We start from the raw sequence: 17,386 nt of genomic DNA, 5'->3' as shown, positions 1-17,386 counted from the left end.
ACAAATTATATTTTAAAAAAAGGACCCAAAACAATAATACAGCGCTTCAAAATAAAAATTTCAATAAGGCAACAACAGAAAGGCTAATCTATAAAACTCCCGGTCATAAGAGGGCGTGCACAGCAAGCTGTAAAGCAGGCACAACCTCTTCTTCAAACCATGGATTTTTCATTTGCCAGATTCTATTTCTGGGTGAAGGGTGTACAAGAGGGAAAAATTTCGGAAGATAATCTTGGTAATTCCTTACAGTTTCGGTTAAGTTTTTCTTCTTTTCTTTTCCCAAATAATAATGTTGGGCATACTGCCCGATAAGTAAAACCAATTGAATTTTCGGCATTTCACGCATCAAGTCAGGATGCCATTTTGGGGCACATTCAGGTCTAGGCGGAAGATCCCCTCCTTTGCCCCTTCCGGGGTAACAAAATCCCATCGGCACAATTCCAAAAATTTCAGAATTATAAAATAGATCCTTGTCTACATCCATCCAAGTGCGTAAGTTTTTTCCACTTACATCGTCCCAAGGCAGACCACTTGCATGCACTTTGGTCCCAGGTGCCTGCCCAACGATCAGGATTTTACTATTTGCATGGGCAGACAATACAGGTCTTGGTCCTAAAGGAAGATATTTCTCGCATAGGGTACAAGCGCGAATTTCTTTAAGCAGTGCTTCCATAAATGTGGTTCATTTATAAAATACAAACCTAAACATTTAAAGTCAAATGTCTAATTATTAAAGCATCCCTCAGGGTCATTTGTGCTGAATGGTAATCGGTGAATAACAAAACCAAAAACAGAATCCAAAAGTCAAAACTCCCAAAAAATAAAATATGTATTTATGTAAGTATAGCAGAATATTAGTTCATCAATAAATAAATTAACTCCATCATAACTATATTATATGAGAAATATCAAAATCAGAAAATCAACTAATCTCTTGTTTTTATAAATTATAATTATTTATTTAGTTAAAAAAAAAATGAAACCTTCTCTGAATTTCAACTTCTTATCCTTTGCCATCTTCTCTCTTGTTCTTCTTTCTTGTGAACAGGAAAAAGCAGCAACAACCAAGCTATCACTTGCAATTACAGACAGCATTCGCATCGATTATTTAGGATTACTTGATTTTATGGATATCCAACCAAAGAATGAGCGGATACTGTTTCATGACAGACAAAGAGGCATTATTTTAATGACAGATTTCAAAGGAAATCAGTTGCTCAAAATGGAAAAAGGTGGTGACCAAAAAGACAGCTACGGAGGTTTTTTATACAGTGCTGCCAAAATTAAAGAAAGTGACCACATTTCTCTGGTTTCACAAAATGGCTTTTTTGAATATGATGCTAATGGAAACTTAATCTCGCACAAAGCCTTTTCAAAAGATCCCCCATTACTTGCCGGCCGTGCGGCTGCAGATACTGAATTAATGGAACATAAGGGGCTATTGTTCCAAAAAGGACTGGTTGCTTGGGGAAAGTACAATAAAACAGAAGATGAGTATTACAATCAATTTCAACTTTTAGTGAAGTTTGACCCTGAAAAAGGTACTGCGGAACGAATCATTAACCTTGAAGAAGACAGCCCTTTCCGAAGTTCCGGGAGGGCCTATGAAATTTCCGAGATGAACCCATCCTTAACCATTTTGGATGATAAGTTGTTGGTCATTGCCGGGACAGATCCATACCTTAATTTCTACGACATTGAATCACCTCACCAATTATTGAATAGAAAACGGATCGACTTTCCCAATTACCATATGGGTGAAGGTGCAGACCGGTCAAAGGCAGATCCAAAAGCCATAGCCTTTGATGAATCTGCAGGTCGAACCTATACCTTAAAAGTTTACAAAGATTACCTTATCACCTCATTTTCTACCGGATACGACCCGGCAGATAGGGAAGTCTATAAAACCATCAAGAATAGAGAAGATTACAGCGATTTTAAGAATAAAATAAAAAATAAATACCTACCAGCCTTGCACCTAATGAATCACCAGGGAGAAACGTTACAAAGTTTAGCGCTTCCGGAAAAATTGGATCACCGTCAATTCCTGGTACGCAACGGGTCGCTTTGGTGGCTATCCAAATTCAATACGGATAAAGAGGAGGACTTTGTGAAAATTTACAAGGTGGAAATCATAGAAAAATAGGTGACCCATTTCTGAGTCACCTATTAGGCCTTAGCCAGGTTAAATCTTATGTGTGGACTTATAAAGCCATGTCATAACCTCCAAACCTTCTGAGGTTATAGGTGACGGTAAGCATAAAATATTGTTTTAAAACCTGTGTCCTAACATCTTCAATATAAACATCGGTAACATTCCTACTTATACTTGCATTCTGATTGAACAAATCGAAAACGGTAAGTTTAATTTCAGTTTTATTGCTAGGTGGAATTCTGTAGCCTATATCCATATTTGCAAGCAGAATGCTTCTATCGAACTCATCACCTAGGCCTGTATAAAGCTGATGATTGAGACTCGTGCCTACAAATACACCTCCAACAAAATTCCAGAATAGATCCGCTTTGGTGCTATGTGTATAATAATTGTTCTCCAAACTTTCTTGTAAACTACTTCTCACCCAATTGAAAGTCCCACGGGAGGAAAGGTTGAAATCCACGCTTTCACTGATATTACTACTTAGATTAATCCCTTGCCTGTAAGAGGTATTGTTATTGTTATTCAATTGACCATTGATTATGCCCGGTCTGTTCCTAGTGGAAAAACTAGAATTGATACTCAGGTTACTCTTCATGAATTTAAGAGGAAAACCATAGCTTCCATATACCCTAAAAACATAATAATTGTCTAGATTTACCGGTTTTGTAAACTGACCTCCTTGTGCCAAGGTCACATCATTTTGAATAAGCGTATCCTGAGAGGCAATAAAAGTTTCATTGCCTATATAATTGTTTCTTATGTTTCCATAAAGAAAAAACATCCAAGATCGGTTGGTTTCGGGATTTATTATCCTATACCGTGTAAAAAGTCTGTGACTGTACTCTTGATCTAACTCAGGGTTACCTGAAGAAAGTTGCAAGGGATTGGCATTGCTAATCACATCCTGCAATTGGCCAATAGATGGCGCGTCAGTATCCGTATTGTAATCAATTCTTATGCTACTGAACTCTCCCGTTTCGTAATTGATAACTGCTCTAGGTAGAAAATTGGAAAATGATTTCTTTGTGTTTTCAAAGCCCGGAAACAGCCTGTCACTATCTATATGGGCAGATTCGTAATTTAAATTGGTATAAAAAGACAACTTTTCTGTTTTATAACTATAGCCCGCCCCTCCTCTATGGGTGATATAAGTATTCTCAAACCTATTCGTCAACGTACTATCTATCTCGATTAACCCTGTTTCCGCCTCCTGAATTTCCACATCTTGCCTTGTATCCGAATTATTGTTTGAAATCCGGTATCCAAAACGAAGTCGAGATTTCTCACTAAGCGGTTCATAAAACCTAACTCCCGCATTGTAATAGAAACTATTGTATTTATTGTCTTTGAACTGGATCAGTGAATCAATACTACTATCCTGAAAACTAGTGGTTACTGATACCAAATCAGAATTACTATCACTATTGTATTTACTGGTATAGACAAAGGTAGAAAAGGCCCTTCCTTCTTTGTTAAATTTGTACCTATAATTCAAGGAATTCGCAAAACTCATGGACTCTCGAGAAGAGGTGGTCTCATTCTGATTTCTATTGATGTAGGTATTTTCATCATACAGATTATAGGCATCCAAAAGATTTACAGAATTTCTATAATCCAATCCTATTCTTGGCCGAAGTACCAAGGCGTGTTTTTCATTGATCTTATAATCTATTCTCGCACTAAACCTGTGACTTTGAGTTTTTGTATGGTAGTTTCTATCCTCATTGTAAAGCTGAAGACTATCATCAGGTAATATATACTCTCTGGATGAAGTCCTATTCAATACATTATCTCTGTCATTAAACAGGTAATTTCCGGATACTTTTAATTTTTCACCCAAGTATTCATCAGAAAAATTAGCCCCCAAGGCATTGGTGTTCGTAATTCCGGGCAACTCACCTACAGTTAGTCCGTCACTACTTCCTCCACTACTGCTTTCCAAGCTTCCTAACTCATCTCCGCCAAAATTTTGCTGATTGATATTATTGCTTAGTCCTAAAATGGATAACCTTTTGGCACCATTGAAGAAGTTCATATTTCCTCCTCCAATATAATTATTGTCTGTACCATAGCCTCCATAAAATTTACCAAACCTCCCGGCACGCATATCAGGCTTGGTTATGATATTAATCGTTTTAATGGTTTCACCATCATCAAAGCCTGTTAATTTTGCTTCTTCACTTCCTTGGTCCAGGAACTCAATTTTAAGTACAACTTGTGCAGGAAGATTTTTTAAGGCCGCGGCAGGGTTATCCCCAAAGAAAGGTCTACCGTCCACCAAAACCTCTTTCACTTCTTCACCTTGCACTTCAATAACCCCATTCTGGATTACCACTCCCGGCATTTTCCTAACCAGTTCATCCGCATCTGCTTGTGGTCTGGTTTTGAAGGCATTGGCATTGAAGGCTACCGTATCGCCTCTGACCTCCCCGGTAAGGGCATCTGCTGACAATTCAAATGCTTCTAATTCCTGTCCATCACTTACAATTTCAAAAACACCCAAATCACTCCCTTCGGGAGAGGTCATTTTTTGTTGAAAGGTCTGGTAACCTATAAAGGAAAGTTCTAATAGAAATTCCTTAACTACGGGCCGGTTTATTTTAAATTTTCCATCAAAATCAGTGTAAGAAGATTGAAGGGTTTCTCCATCTTGGTTTTTTATAAAAACATATGCTCCAAATAATGGCTCCTTTGATTGACTGTCTATAATGGTTCCTGTAAACTGTTGCTGAGCAAAAATTCCGGAAATGGCGGAGAAGAAAAGAAATACTATTAATAAGGGGGATTTGAATGACATGAATGAATAAATTATGGAAATAGCAATTGGCTTGTTTTAAATCGATAGCAAATTGACAATACATCCATAACATTCAAATGACAATTATGCCAAGGTGAATCTGACAGGTTTGTAAGGCAAATTAACTAGATAATTATTGATATCGTTTATTTGGAGATGCTACATCACAAGTGATAATTGCATCAAAAACACTCTAATGAAAAAAAATATGCTTTTATCATATCTAAAAAGATAAAATTTGTTTCTGAGAATTAGCGATTTAAAGGTTTTGGAAGAAAATTCTTCGAAATGGGATTTGCATTAAAAAAAAAGACCTGTTACATTTGTCACACTAAAAAAGAGCAAGTCTTTTGAAGTTTAATGATTGGCCGATGGTGTAACTGGCAACACGTCTGGTTTTGGTCCAGAAGAGTCCAGGTTCGAGCCCTGGTCGGCCAACAGTCCAAGTCCCAAGTTGATTGATTCAGCTTGGGACTTTTTTATGTTAATTCCTTGAGAATCTACCTTTAATATCTACCGCGTTATTTTCTTTATCAGCCATTGATCCCATTCCTATTTAGGGGCTGTAATTCTTTTTATAAGTTAATGGGTTACCATGAATCTCCTCCATGGCTATTAATTATCCTTGCATATTAAACACCCCTGCCTAAATTAAGTCTAGGAGAAGAAAGCTTAATAATTAATTAATCAACCGTTTCCTCCCTATAAAATATTCATAATTAAGGGAATGGCGATAATTAATTCTACCCACCTTTCCTTTTTCAGCAATCTCGGTTTATTAAAGTATGGTTAAAATAAAAAAAACAATAGATTTGTAAATGCTGAAATTGGCTACCCAATACTTCTTTATATATGTTTACTCATTGCCAAAAAAGCCTTTAATAGCCAACTGTTTTTCAATTGAATTCAATTTCTTCTATACAGATCCATTTTAAAATCATGTCAAAATTAAATTACGCGCTACATTCTGGCGTTTTCTTTGTCTTTCTTTTCATCCAACTTTTCAGTTCTTCCTCAGCTCTTGCCCAAGACACCGTCACCGGCTATGTTTACGAGGACCGCAACAACAATGCAATCAAGGACAAAAATGAAAAAGGAATCAAAGGTGTAGCGGTCACCAACGGAAAAGATGTTAACCTAAGTAAGGAAGATGGAAGCTACAGCTTACCGGCCAATGATGACATGATCGTTTCAGTTATTAAACCCACAGGTTATGCTGTACCTGTGGATGCCAATAATCAACCGCAATTTTTTTATATCCACAAACCCAATGGCTCACCGGAAACCGGAGAAAACAGGGTACTTCCTACAGGTAAATTACCCAAATCGGTGGATTTCCCCCTGATCGCTCAGAAAGAAGACCCCAATTTCTCAGTGATATTATTTGGAGACCCTCAAGCCGATGACCTTACCAATGCGGGCTATTTTGAAAAAGCCATTATTTCTGAGCTGATTGGAGGCAAAGGAGCCGCCTTTGGCATAAGCTTGGGGGATTTGGGTGCTAGAAATCTATTTGATACCTATATCCAATCCCTAGGAAAAATAGGTATCCCATGGTACAATTTGTTGGGCAACCACGACATGAACCACCACAAAGAAGACCAACTCTCTGACGAGACCTATGAAGCCAGCTTCGGCCCTACCAATTATGCATTAAATTATGCCAATGCTCATTTTATCGTATTGGATGATGTGATCACGCCCAACCCCTTCGGGCAGGGGAGTTATATCGGAGGCTTTAGAGAGGACATTTTGGAATTTATTAAAAACGATCTAAAACATGTTTCGAAGGACAAGCTAATCGTTTTAGCCTTCCATATTCCCATCTATGAGTTTGAAAAAGGCCCGGACCAATATAGAGAGGGTGACAGGCAAAAACTCTTTGACCTATTAAAAGGCTACCAATATACCCTCTCTCTGTCAGGGCACACTCATTCCCAAAACCATCATTTTTTCACTACTGAAGAAGGCTGGACCAATGCAGGGTTTCACCACCACTATAATCCCGGAGCCACTTCTGGGGGTATTTATATTGGCCCCAAGGACAGCTATGGTACACCTTCAGGCATAATGCGTGACGGCACCCCTAAGGGCTATGCCTTTCTAAATATTACGGACAATACCTATACCTATGAATATGTTCCTTCGGGAGATAAGGACTGGAAAATGAGTATTCATATGCCGAAAATTGTACCGCAGGCAAAAAAATACAGGGGAGAAATTACTGTAAACTTTTTTCAGGGAACGCCTAGAGACAGTGTGAAATACCGGGTAGACAAGGGTGAATGGACAGCTTTAAAACTTGTACCCGAATACGATAAGTTTTTGCTGGACATCCTCCATGAATGGGATCATGCAGAAGAACTTCCATGGGGAATCAGGCCCTCCACTCCTTTAATCTCTTCCCATATATGGAGTGGCAGAATTCCTTCCCAACTTCCCTTGGGAGAGCATACGGTGGAAGTCCTTGCCAAGGATTGGTTAGGAAGAACCTACACTTCAAAAAAATCATTTAAAATCGTTCCTGATAATCAGTAGATAATAGTTAATTATTAATGGTTAATTGATTAATTGTTAATTGGTTAATGGTTAATTGATTAATTGTTAATTGGTTAATGGTTAATTAGGGAGATGGACTACCGGTGCTTGAGCTTGTCGAAGGCAGAGGTGTTTTTACGTGAGAGAGGTGGTGAGCGTGGGGAGGTTTTTGGTTTCAGATTGTTGGGTAATATGGTAATTATTAATGGTTAATTGATTAATTGTTAATTGTTAATTGTTAATTGGGGAGAGATGTTTCAATTCCGAGTTGATAGGTAAGTAATGGTTAATGGTTAATTAGGAAGATGGACTACCGGTGCCTGAGCTTGTCGAAGGCAAAGGTGTTTTTACGTGAAAGAGGTGGTGATGGAGTGAGTTTGTGAGTGGGTGATCTGGTTAGCGGGCAAGCGTGGTTGGTTTCAATTCCAGATTGGTGCGATTAAAGCATGTTAATTCTTCATCAATTGGAATACTTCCTATTCTGTTTCAATTCCAGATTGGTGCGATTAAAGCGGGCAGCCCCAATGTTCGCTATACCTGTATTACCCGGTTTCAATTCCAGATTGGTGCGATTAAAGGGATGGGCAGGTGCTGCATAGGGTGTTTGTGAAGGAGTTTCAATTCCAGATTGGTGCGATTAAAGGCACCCCTATAAAATGCTGTCCTGATGGTTTATTGTTGTTTCAATTCCAGATTGGTGCGATTAAAGGTCCAGCGATGTCATCGAGGGTACTATCACAATTTTGTTTCAATTCCAGATTGGTGCGATTAAAGGTTAGCATGAAAAAAAAAGAAACACTAGCTGTTACATGTTTCAATTCCAGATTGGTGCGATTAAAGGAACCTTAGCCGGTTAAATACTACCATTGCCTATTGTGTTTCAATTCCAGATTGGTGCGATTAAAGGACCTGGCACCCTTGCGAAAGCAGTAGGATTCAGAGAGTTTCAATTCCAGATTGGTGCGATTAAAGGATGCATTCATTGAGCAAATGGATGATGTGATAGCATGTTTCAATTCCAGATTGGTGCGATTAAAGGAGGGCTACAAGTGAGAGCGGGTTACCAAACTTACCAAGTTTCAATTCCAGATTGGTGCGATTAAAGGGGTATTAGAAATACAATAGTTGAACATGATGAATTGTTTCAATTCCAGATTGGTGCGATTAAAGGTGTTGCTGATACTGGATTCACTCTATTAATAGCTGAGTTTCAATTCCAGATTGGTGCGATTAAAGGTACGGCATCTGAAAGTCCTACGGGGCCACATGAAAAGTTTCAATTCCAGATTGGTGCGATTAAAGGACTCAATTAGCTTGATACGCTCAAACCTTACCCCGTTGTTTCAATTCCAGATTGGTGCGATTAAAGGCTGATCAGTACCGATCGCATAGCGATACATAGCGATGTTTCAATTCCAGATTGGTGCGATTAAAGGCTACAGCGTACCGGAACCAGAGGAGGGGGAAGACATGTTTCAATTCCAGATTGGTGCGATTAAAGGACAGGGTTGGACATTAACCATCACAAAAAAGTAGGTTTCAATTCCAGATTGGTGCGATTAAAGGATTCTCAAAATTGCTACTATGATAACGGCCAGTCTTGTTTCAATTCCAGATTGGTGCGATTAAAGGGGGATAGCTACTGAATTAACAGGTGTTCATCCTAAGTTTCAATTCCAGATTGGTGCGATTAAAGGTATACGGTGCCATGGTTGAGTTGATGTTAGAAAGTTAGTTTCAATTCCAGATTGGTGCGATTAAAGGATCACCCAAATCACCTTGTAATTCAGCTTGAAGCATGTTTCAATTCCAGATTGGTGCGATTAAAGGTTCAGTCATGTAGCGGTCATCCTCTAGTTTTAACTGTTTCAATTCCAGATTGGTGCGATTAAAGGGTTCCGCTTTAGGGGCTTGGGCCGGTCTTCATTACAGTTTCAATTCCAGATTGGTGCGATTAAAGGGTCAGTCTATAGAGAGCTTTAAAGCAGGTGGGTTAGGTTTCAATTCCAGATTGGTGCGATTAAAGGCATACCCTATTGGGTTATTAACCCCATCGGAATCTAGTTTCAATTCCAGATTGGTGCGATTAAAGGCGTAATAGGAACTATAAACGAACTCAAAGGAGGATAGTTTCAATTCCAGATTGGTGCGATTAAAGGAAGAAGGTAAAAAAGAACTTCTGTCTCAGCTAGGTGGTTTCAATTCCAGATTGGTGCGATTAAAGGTACTAAATCAATCCTAATCTTACCACTGGCAGCCGAGTTTCAATTCCAGATTGGTGCGATTAAAGGCATAATCCCACGCCTCCTTTACAATCCCCACATAAGGTTTCAATTCCAGATTGGTGCGATTAAAGGATCACCAGTGATACTGTAGGCAATCACTCCTATTTCGTTTCAATTCCAGATTGGTGCGATTAAAGGAGGAGTTGCTAATGATCGCTAACATCCTGCTACTATAGTTTCAATTCCAGATTGGTGCGATTAAAGGCCCTTGCTTTTTTAACAGAAAACCTCCTGGAAAAACTTCCAGGCCATATTTCCAAGATTCAATTTAACACAAAAATCGTCGAACCACAATAATCGAATTTATCCCGACAAGCGACAACTCTATAAGCAATTGATTTTAAGCTACATAGAATAATAACTTTGCCAAAAAAAACTCATCCTCCTTTAAAATAAAGACCATCGACAACCCTGGCTTATAAAAAAGTATCCAAATCATTCTTTTCTTGCCCAATGACTTCCTTGCTCAACCAACGTTCATCCCGGCTTTTAAATATAATCAAACTGTCTTCCTGTACCTTCATGATTTTTCTGGCACGCGCAATCAACTCCTTTAATTTCACTTCGGTAATCTCTCCTTCAAACACTGAGTTCTGTATCCAATTGAGGTATTGACGGCAAAGCTTGAGCATCTTGGTTACACGTCTTTCTCCTATATCATAAACTAAAATAACGTACATGGTATTGTGGTTTGTTGATCTGGAATTTATAATTTAAGGATCGGGGATATGATGTTCGGAGAATGGGGAACAAGTAACTTGATCACCAGATGACAAAATCACTGGATAATCACCACCATATTTTAAAGGGTTGATAGGTTTCCATTCCCAAAATATGTTTACTCAGTTTATAGCATTCGAGTTTGACCAAATGTTTATAGCTTACATGTTTTTTGAGGGTCCGGTGCTTGATCGTCTCATTCAGTCTTTCTTCAAAAGCCCTGATAAAGGCCTTTTTACCGCTTTCCTTTAGAATAACTCTATTTACCTGGATATCAAAATCCTTTGATTGCAACTCCTTTTTATTGAGCAACCTAAAGATGGTTCTGTCCACCAATATAGGTTTGAAAATCTCGGCCAAATCCAAAGCCAAAGAATACCTTCTATACCCCGGCTCATGCAAATAACTGATGGTGGGGTTGAGCTGGGTGTGGTAAATCTGATCCAGACAAAGGGTATAACACATCATATTTCCAAAAGAAATCAGGGCATTCACCTCGTTCAATGGAGGCTGTTTACTTCTGCCTTCCATGGCATGGTCTTTTAAAATCTGATCAAAAGCCCCATAATAATATTGACGGATATTTCCCTCTATCCCCATCAAACCGGGGATATCCGGAGCAGCGTCAACCTGAGCTGATAACAACTCTATTTTCTCCAAAAAAGAAGCCAAGTCCCTCCCCCTATTCTGGTAATATTTCAGGTTTTTGAGGATATTGAAACCGGCACCTTGAACAAACTTTTGGGCAATTGTAAGTCTTTTGGAAGCAGCTAAATGGTGTCGGGTCTGTTCAATCTGCATTTTCCCAGCAAGCAAATATTCCTTTGGGCAAAAGCTACCGGTATAATGTTCATAGTAATCGAAAAAATGAACGCTGATTCCTGCCTTTCCCAAAAAATTATACATGGCCGAATTCGTATCCAGGCTGCCAAAACAATAAAGATCAGATACTCCTTCCACCGGAATATATTTGGGCGTCCCCTCCCTTCCCGATTCATCCACAGGAGTGAATTTCAAGGTATTGTCTCTACGACTTAGTCGGCCGGGGTTAAAGAGGTAGTAGGTCTTTTTCATTTCTTATCAGTGATTTAGTGATCCGTGATATATTGATCGGGGGTTTAGGGTTTGAGTTTTGATTTGAAAGCGGACATGGCTTTTAGGATCTCCACAGCTTCACGGTGAAATGGATCCACCTTTTCCTGGAGGACAAATCTCCTGATCACCGATCACCCGAACCCATCAACCTTCCCCCGAATAACAAAAATCATAATAACTGCATTTTTTACAGATAGAAAGTTTTACCAAAGGGGGACATTCCGGTTGCCGAATAATCTGGGACACCTCATGGATATAAGACAAGACCAATTCCTTATCTCCTTCCTCCCATTCCACCACTTGCTTTTGTTTCATTTTGGGATATTCCAGAATGGCCGTGGCTCCGTCGATCCCATTTTTTGTCAGCACATAGAGGTAATATTTGACCTGGGCGATATGGGCCTTTTCGACCTTATCGGTTTTCTTGACTTCATGGATCACCTTATTTTTGGCATCATAAAAATCGATTTTGATGCCATCTAAAGCTAGCTCAGTATATTTTCTTGATCGCTCAGCATAGGAAGTTTCCCCTATCAACTTTCCTTCAGCCACTATATCTGACGTATGCTCCATCTGTACACCATTGGCAAACAACCAGAGTTTACGATGGCAGGTTTGGAGATAGGCAATATGTGTTCCTGTTACCATATAATCATAAAAAAAGCTGCCCTAAAAGATAAGGAGCAGCTTTATTGGATTTTACTGTGGTACAACTTGATTTTCGTAATCGTAAGCCATCATTAAATCAACTAACTTTTGCTCAGCTTTTTCAAGAGCATCGGCCTGCTCACCTTTGGTATGAATAAAGCCTCCTGCTTGTAAGGTGATAAAAGTATCTACTCCATTAATATTTTCATCTACAATTGGCTCAGCTTTTTTGGAATCCTCTTCGGAGAGTTTCGCCCGAATACTCCCTGCAATTAAATTGGCATTATCACTTACTGAGACAGCCAAAGTATCCATCAAGCTAAATGTCCTTGATTGATTAGAGGTAATTCTCCAATTGATAATCGCATGGGCTAAACCCTCAATCCATTGTTTTCTAATCGCATGGGGCGCAACCAAACAAGGCCCAAAAACATTTACCGACTCAACCCATCCTTCGTTTTTCAGATTTTCTATAGTAGACCCAGACATTTCAGGTTCGAAAGAATTAACACTTACGTTGAACAATCTTCTTAAATCAATTGCTACGTCAAATACAAATAACCCGGTAGCTCTGCGATTATCAGGAATCCATTTCCTACTTAAACTTCTATCCTTTCCTTCTAAAAAAGATACAATTTGATCTTCGCTTAGCTCATTACCTTTTTCATCTCTGACAATTACTTTATTATTTGGTCTTTCACTTCTATCAAATGAAGCGTTCTCAGAATCCATTCCTGCAAGCATAGGGTGCAAAGCTCTCATCGCAGAAATTGATAAAGGGCTCCTACGCTTTAGGGTACGGTCTTTCCCTCCTTTAGCTGCTTTCATCCAACCTCCAAAAAGTTGGTCTGCATATCTAGGATCACAGGTACCATAGACCTCTCCTTCTTTTAATTCTTTCTGTTTTGTTACATCAAAAAGGAAGGTTGTTGGTGAAGGCGCCTGATTTATAGAATCACATAATGAATCAATCATTGACCTTTTTACTTGTTGGCCACTTGAGTAAGGAATTCTTCTTCCAAATTGACTGTCATAGTAATATTTTTGCCCGTCTGAAACATTAAAAACTGTATGCTCAGCTCTTTTCAAAGTTCTTATATAAATGGTATTCATAAGTATATTTATTTAGAGTTATTTTCTACAAAAGCATAATCAAATTTCAGGAGTGTGCTGAAGTATCCGTATTCTTCATTCGTCATTAAATGAACCTCGTCCTTGAGCTGTTTAATAACCATCAAGTCCTCTTGACTTAAATCCTTTAACATTTTTGTTAGAGCCTCTACAAAGCCTCTTTTAGAAGTAGCTGTAAAAAGTTCTTTTTCAATTAAAGTCTTCCTGTCCAACTTAGTCCCTTCCAATCTATACTTGTGAATGGTCTTGGCCAATCCCAAAGTATAATCTGTGATTTGTTCTTTATTCTTTGATAACATTGCTTTTAACCAGGTTTTATATGCTTTATATTTAATTAAATCCTCTTCTTTTTTAAACGCTATTTTTTTTCCCTCATCCATAACTTTCTTGAGTCCCTCTGGTTGAAGAGCGAGTAAGCCGACACTACCCAATTCACAGGCTCTTTTGATATGCCTTCCAAACAAACTTTCAAACTGCTTAGCATCTTCATAGACTCCTCCAAACAATTTACGGTACACTTCTTTTATTTTCGTTCCTGATTTGAACTGAAATGGAATGAAACCAATGGTCTTGTTGGTCTGCCCAAAACCATAGATATATCCCATCATTTCATATTTTGGAAACATTTGTGACATGCTAAAAAATAATCGTGACCAATTAACTGTATTTACTTCAGCCAATGAACTATCAATTTTGAAGACACCGTTTGATTCTAAGTCTGAAAAATCAAAGTCGTCTCTAAAATTTTTCTTGTCCCAACTGTAAGTCAACCACTGACCATTCCAAGTATTTATTTGATTTCCTCTTAGTTTTGTGAGTGTAGGATCGTTAAGGTATTTTCTATAGACTTTCCACCCCTCAAATGTTTGGAGGGTAATTTCTGGATTGTCAAAAAGTATGGTATAACCTCCTGCTACCCCTACCCCTAAACCACTTCCTATCCAGGAAAGATAAACCTCATCTTCATCAAATGGCACAAACACATCACTTACTAAACCAGATGTGCTAGCATATTCTTTAGTTTCTGAGGCCGGATAACCTATAGCAAAACTCGCATCAGGTATTTCGTTTTCAGCTTTATGAAATAGGTTTTCCAACTTTTCTCTTCGCTCATTTTCATCCAGCAAATGGGGCTTTTGTCCTTTTTTCATTTGAACAAAGGGAGAATTTGTCACCCATTGCATATATTTAGAATGGTTAAAAAAAAGCTGCCAAAACTCTTCCTCAAAGAACTCTTTGGGAGAAAAATTCTTTCCATATTTGGTATTGTAGGCCTTTAAAAATGTTCTCCCTACTACTGATGTAATCATAGCATTTGTCTATTTATATCAAAATTGGATTCATTAATAAGATGTACTTCCAGTCCCATATTCTTGCTATAGGCTTTATCCGGTATAATAAATGGTCTGCTACCTTTTTGAGATTGTCGCATATTCTTCACACTGAAATATCTAATTGGTATTTCCATATTTAACCTGTCTTCAAACAAAGCTTGATTATAATCTTCTTCATCTCCTTCTGTGATACAGGTAACAGAATCAATTTCCAACAATTCAAAAAGAAAGGACTTGGCCCGATGAGTAAGCTTATCAATTCTAATACTTCCATCCTCTTTGAATACCGCATGTTCTTCGATATTTAAAAAGTTTATCGAAGGAAATACTTCATCTATTTTACATTGTAGTTCCTTTTCCTTTAACACCTCACCATCTGGCAACACATCGAAGGTTCTCTTTAACACCTCTAAATCATAAGGTTTTGCTTCGGAAGTATTTTCCGGAGGAGCTATGACATATATAGGTTTATATTTCCCAATGGTGTCAAAAGTCCTTTTGCGATTGATTCTTCCAAAACGCTGTACCAAAGCATCTATAGGTGCGCAGTCAGTAACCATCACATCAAAACTGATATCCAAACTGACTTCAACGATTTGTGTTGATACTACAACACAAGCTTCAGCACTTGAATTGTACTGATGTATCAGCTCATATTCTTTTTGATTTCTATCTCCCCTTTTAAAGCGACTATGGAGCAGTAATACCGGTACATTTAAGTATAATTCCCGGATTCTTTCAAACGTTTGCTGGGATCGTTCTACCCGGTTACATACTATTAATACCTTCTCTCCATTATTTATAGCCTGAGAAATATTTGGAAGTGCGCTCTCAAAACCTTGTCTTTTATACACTAAATGACGGTCAAACTTATTCATCTCATCGGTAGTCAATTTGACTTCCAAAACATCTTGACCTAAAACAGATTTAATTTTATCATAAAGCACAGTAGGCATAGTTGCTGTACCAATATGAATTTTACAATTAATAGACTTCAGTATCTGCACCAGCTTCAAGACAATAGCTTGAGAAACTCCTGTATAGGTATGGATTTCATCGAGAATGATATCACTCCCCTTCAAATCAAGAATAAGAGCTTCATAACCTTTCAAACCAAATGCAATAGAAGCCAATTGATGAGGCGTCATTATTTTGATAGAAGAACCAAACAAAGATTGTAAAACGGACTCCTCTTCTCCATTAACTCTTTTTACAACGCTCGATGAAGCATGTAATACCCTAATGTCCAGATCAGGATTCGACTCCTTTAAATCCTCGTCAACTCTTTCTAACATTGCGTTGATGGATGCCTGAAATGGAAGCATATAAAACACTCTGTCCGATGTTCTCCTAAATAGGAAATCTGTCTTTCCCGCCCCTGTGCATGCTACTACTATGGTGTGGGTTTTATTTGAAGATGAATCTTTTTTAGAAAGTGGAAACAATTCATGTGTTCTTCCATAAAAACTGAGATCTGGAGATTTGAAACTTCTTGATAATTGCCGGTCTGTTTCATCAATTAAAGCCGAAGCAAAATGATCAGCGCCCATCAATAAACCACGCCATTCTGAAAAGCCTCGCTCTTTCGATTTTTCTAGGGTAATCATTAAGGCTTTATCCAAATTTTCCCTAGCAATAGACTCATCAAAAGGGGCACAAAAAATCCCTAATTCATTTAATAAATTAAAAGCACCTGGGCTCCATTTATTCCAATCCCCTAAATGAAAATCCTCATATCCTTCAACCTCATCATCTATATCTAATAACCCTTTTCCTCCAATATCTCTTTTTACCGATTTATGGTGACCAACAACCATTTCTATTAAATTATTATGCTCATCTTCTGGAAAAACTGATAAAAAAAATAAGGAGCTGATTTCATGTCTAAGAACTCTATTATCATTAGATATTCTTTTTAATCTTTGCTGGAAACGAGGGTGTGCTTTACCTATATCATGTAAAATGGCCCCCTTATAAGCTAAGCTTTTATCCATTCCTAGATACTGCGCAAATACACTTGCCGCTTTTGCTACCTGTAGTAGGTGTATTTTCAATGAAGTCCACTCAGGGCCAGACTTAGCAAATAAAGTTTCCATCATAAATTATTAATAGGGTTCCCAACTATTCTAATCCAGCCATACATGGGAGTTTGACTTACTCGATGATAACCGACTAAAAAAGTCTTTTCATTTTTTTCAAATACAAGCTCAAAACCTGGATACAAATCACCATCTTGTTCAAAACCAGTTTTGCTGCACTCAGAAATTTCAATTGGAAACAAAACATCTTCATTCCTGCACAAACATATATGCTGTTGTAATGCTTCATGGGCATCTTCCATAGAGTGAAAAGCAAGGTATAAAACAGGGTTTAGTATCACTCCCCTGATTAATATGGCTGTTGGTCTGTCAAATAAAAACTGACTTCCCTTACGCTTTGAGTTCCACCCTCTAGTCTGAATCATTTCTTGTTGATTGCTGATCTGGTCATAAGAAAGTCTGTGCCCCACGATTTTTTGTATCCCTACTTCCTTTAGTAGCTTGGGAAACAATTTCTTTTCTATTCCTTCTACGATGGAAGGGGTCAAAAACTGTTGACTAAAAGTTTCACTATCCCTAACTGCAGTCCAAGGCTTAATAAAACCAAATGGGCCGGAATATTTTACCACATAATAATTCAT

Annotated in this window: 11 protein-coding genes, 1 tRNA gene and 1 CRISPR repeat array; of the genes, 3 read left to right on the top strand and 9 right to left on the bottom strand. The window is 38.2% G+C overall.

Annotation, left to right across the window (positions count from 1 at the left end):
• Positions 1–103 precede the first annotated feature (103 nt).
• Positions 104–673 (bottom strand): uracil-DNA glycosylase family protein, encoded by a 570-nt coding sequence (locus Q4534_RS04470; RefSeq protein ID WP_303611969.1) that lies wholly within the window; start codon positions 671–673, stop codon positions 104–106.
• A 303-nt stretch (positions 674–976) separates the two neighbouring features.
• Here Q4534_RS04470 and Q4534_RS04465 point away from each other — a divergent pair, with 303 nt between their 5' ends.
• The gene (locus Q4534_RS04465; RefSeq protein WP_303611968.1) at positions 977–2,146 is read left to right on the top strand and encodes a hypothetical protein; all 1,170 of its coding nucleotides are present in this window, start codon (positions 977–979) and stop codon (positions 2,144–2,146) included.
• A gap of 58 nt (positions 2,147–2,204) precedes the next feature.
• Here Q4534_RS04465 and Q4534_RS04460 read toward each other — a convergent pair whose 3' ends face one another.
• Entirely contained in the window at positions 2,205–4,955 is a 2,751-nt protein-coding gene (locus Q4534_RS04460; RefSeq protein ID WP_303611967.1) for a TonB-dependent receptor, read from the bottom strand.
• A gap of 365 nt (positions 4,956–5,320) precedes the next feature.
• Between Q4534_RS04460 and Q4534_RS04455 the strand changes: the two genes are divergently transcribed.
• Both Q4534_RS04455 and Q4534_RS04450 read left to right on the top strand, forming a co-directional pair.
• Positions 5,321–5,393 (top strand) — tRNA-Gln (locus tag Q4534_RS04455).
• A gap of 501 nt (positions 5,394–5,894) precedes the next feature.
• Complete coding sequence (locus Q4534_RS04450) at positions 5,895–7,493, top strand: calcineurin-like phosphoesterase family protein (RefSeq protein ID WP_303611966.1); 1,599 nt, start codon at positions 5,895–5,897, stop codon at positions 7,491–7,493.
• 416 nt (positions 7,494–7,909) lie between these two features.
• A CRISPR array of direct repeats spans positions 7,910–9,983; the repeat unit is 30 nt; unit sequence GTTTCAATTCCAGATTGGTGCGATTAAAGG.
• Positions 9,984–10,194: 211 nt separating this feature from the next.
• Here the strand turns inward: Q4534_RS04450 and cas2 are convergent.
• The 7 genes from cas2 to Q4534_RS04415 all read right to left on the bottom strand — a co-directional run bounded on the left by cas2 (position 10,195) and on the right by Q4534_RS04415 (position 17,386).
• Positions 10,195–10,458 carry a CRISPR-associated endonuclease Cas2 gene (cas2, locus tag Q4534_RS04445; RefSeq protein ID WP_303611965.1) on the bottom strand — a complete coding sequence of 88 codons (264 nt, stop codon included), beginning with the start codon at positions 10,456–10,458 and terminating at the stop codon, positions 10,195–10,197.
• A gap of 109 nt (positions 10,459–10,567) precedes the next feature.
• On the bottom strand, positions 10,568–11,572 hold the full coding sequence (gene cas1b, locus Q4534_RS04440) for a type I-B CRISPR-associated endonuclease Cas1b (RefSeq protein WP_303611964.1): 1,005 nt from the start codon (positions 11,570–11,572) through the stop codon (positions 10,568–10,570).
• A gap of 165 nt (positions 11,573–11,737) precedes the next feature.
• Positions 11,738–12,241 (bottom strand): CRISPR-associated protein Cas4, encoded by a 504-nt coding sequence (locus tag Q4534_RS04435; RefSeq protein ID WP_303611963.1) that lies wholly within the window; start codon positions 12,239–12,241, stop codon positions 11,738–11,740.
• Positions 12,242–12,292: 51 nt separating this feature from the next.
• Positions 12,293–13,354, bottom strand: coding sequence for a CRISPR-associated protein Cas7 (locus Q4534_RS04430; RefSeq protein WP_303611962.1), 1,062 nt, complete (start codon positions 13,352–13,354; stop codon positions 12,293–12,295).
• 8 nt (positions 13,355–13,362) lie between these two features.
• Positions 13,363–14,682, bottom strand: coding sequence for a hypothetical protein (locus Q4534_RS04425; protein WP_303611961.1), 1,320 nt, complete (start codon positions 14,680–14,682; stop codon positions 13,363–13,365).
• Positions 14,679–16,805, bottom strand: coding sequence for a CRISPR-associated helicase Cas3' (gene cas3 / locus Q4534_RS04420; RefSeq protein ID WP_303611960.1), 2,127 nt, complete (start codon positions 16,803–16,805; stop codon positions 14,679–14,681). The genes Q4534_RS04425 and cas3 overlap by 4 nt, the downstream gene beginning before the upstream one ends.
• The gene (locus tag Q4534_RS04415; protein ID WP_303611959.1) at positions 16,802–17,386 is read right to left on the bottom strand and encodes a hypothetical protein; all 585 of its coding nucleotides are present in this window, start codon (positions 17,384–17,386) and stop codon (positions 16,802–16,804) included. Before Q4534_RS04415 ends, cas3 begins: the two co-directional genes overlap by 4 nt.

Origin of the sequence: Cyclobacterium sp. 1_MG-2023, from assembly GCF_030546805.1 — a bacterium.
Lineage (GTDB): Bacteria > Bacteroidota > Bacteroidia > Cytophagales > Cyclobacteriaceae > Cyclobacterium.
This window is presented reverse-complemented; position numbering and strand designations above follow the sequence as displayed.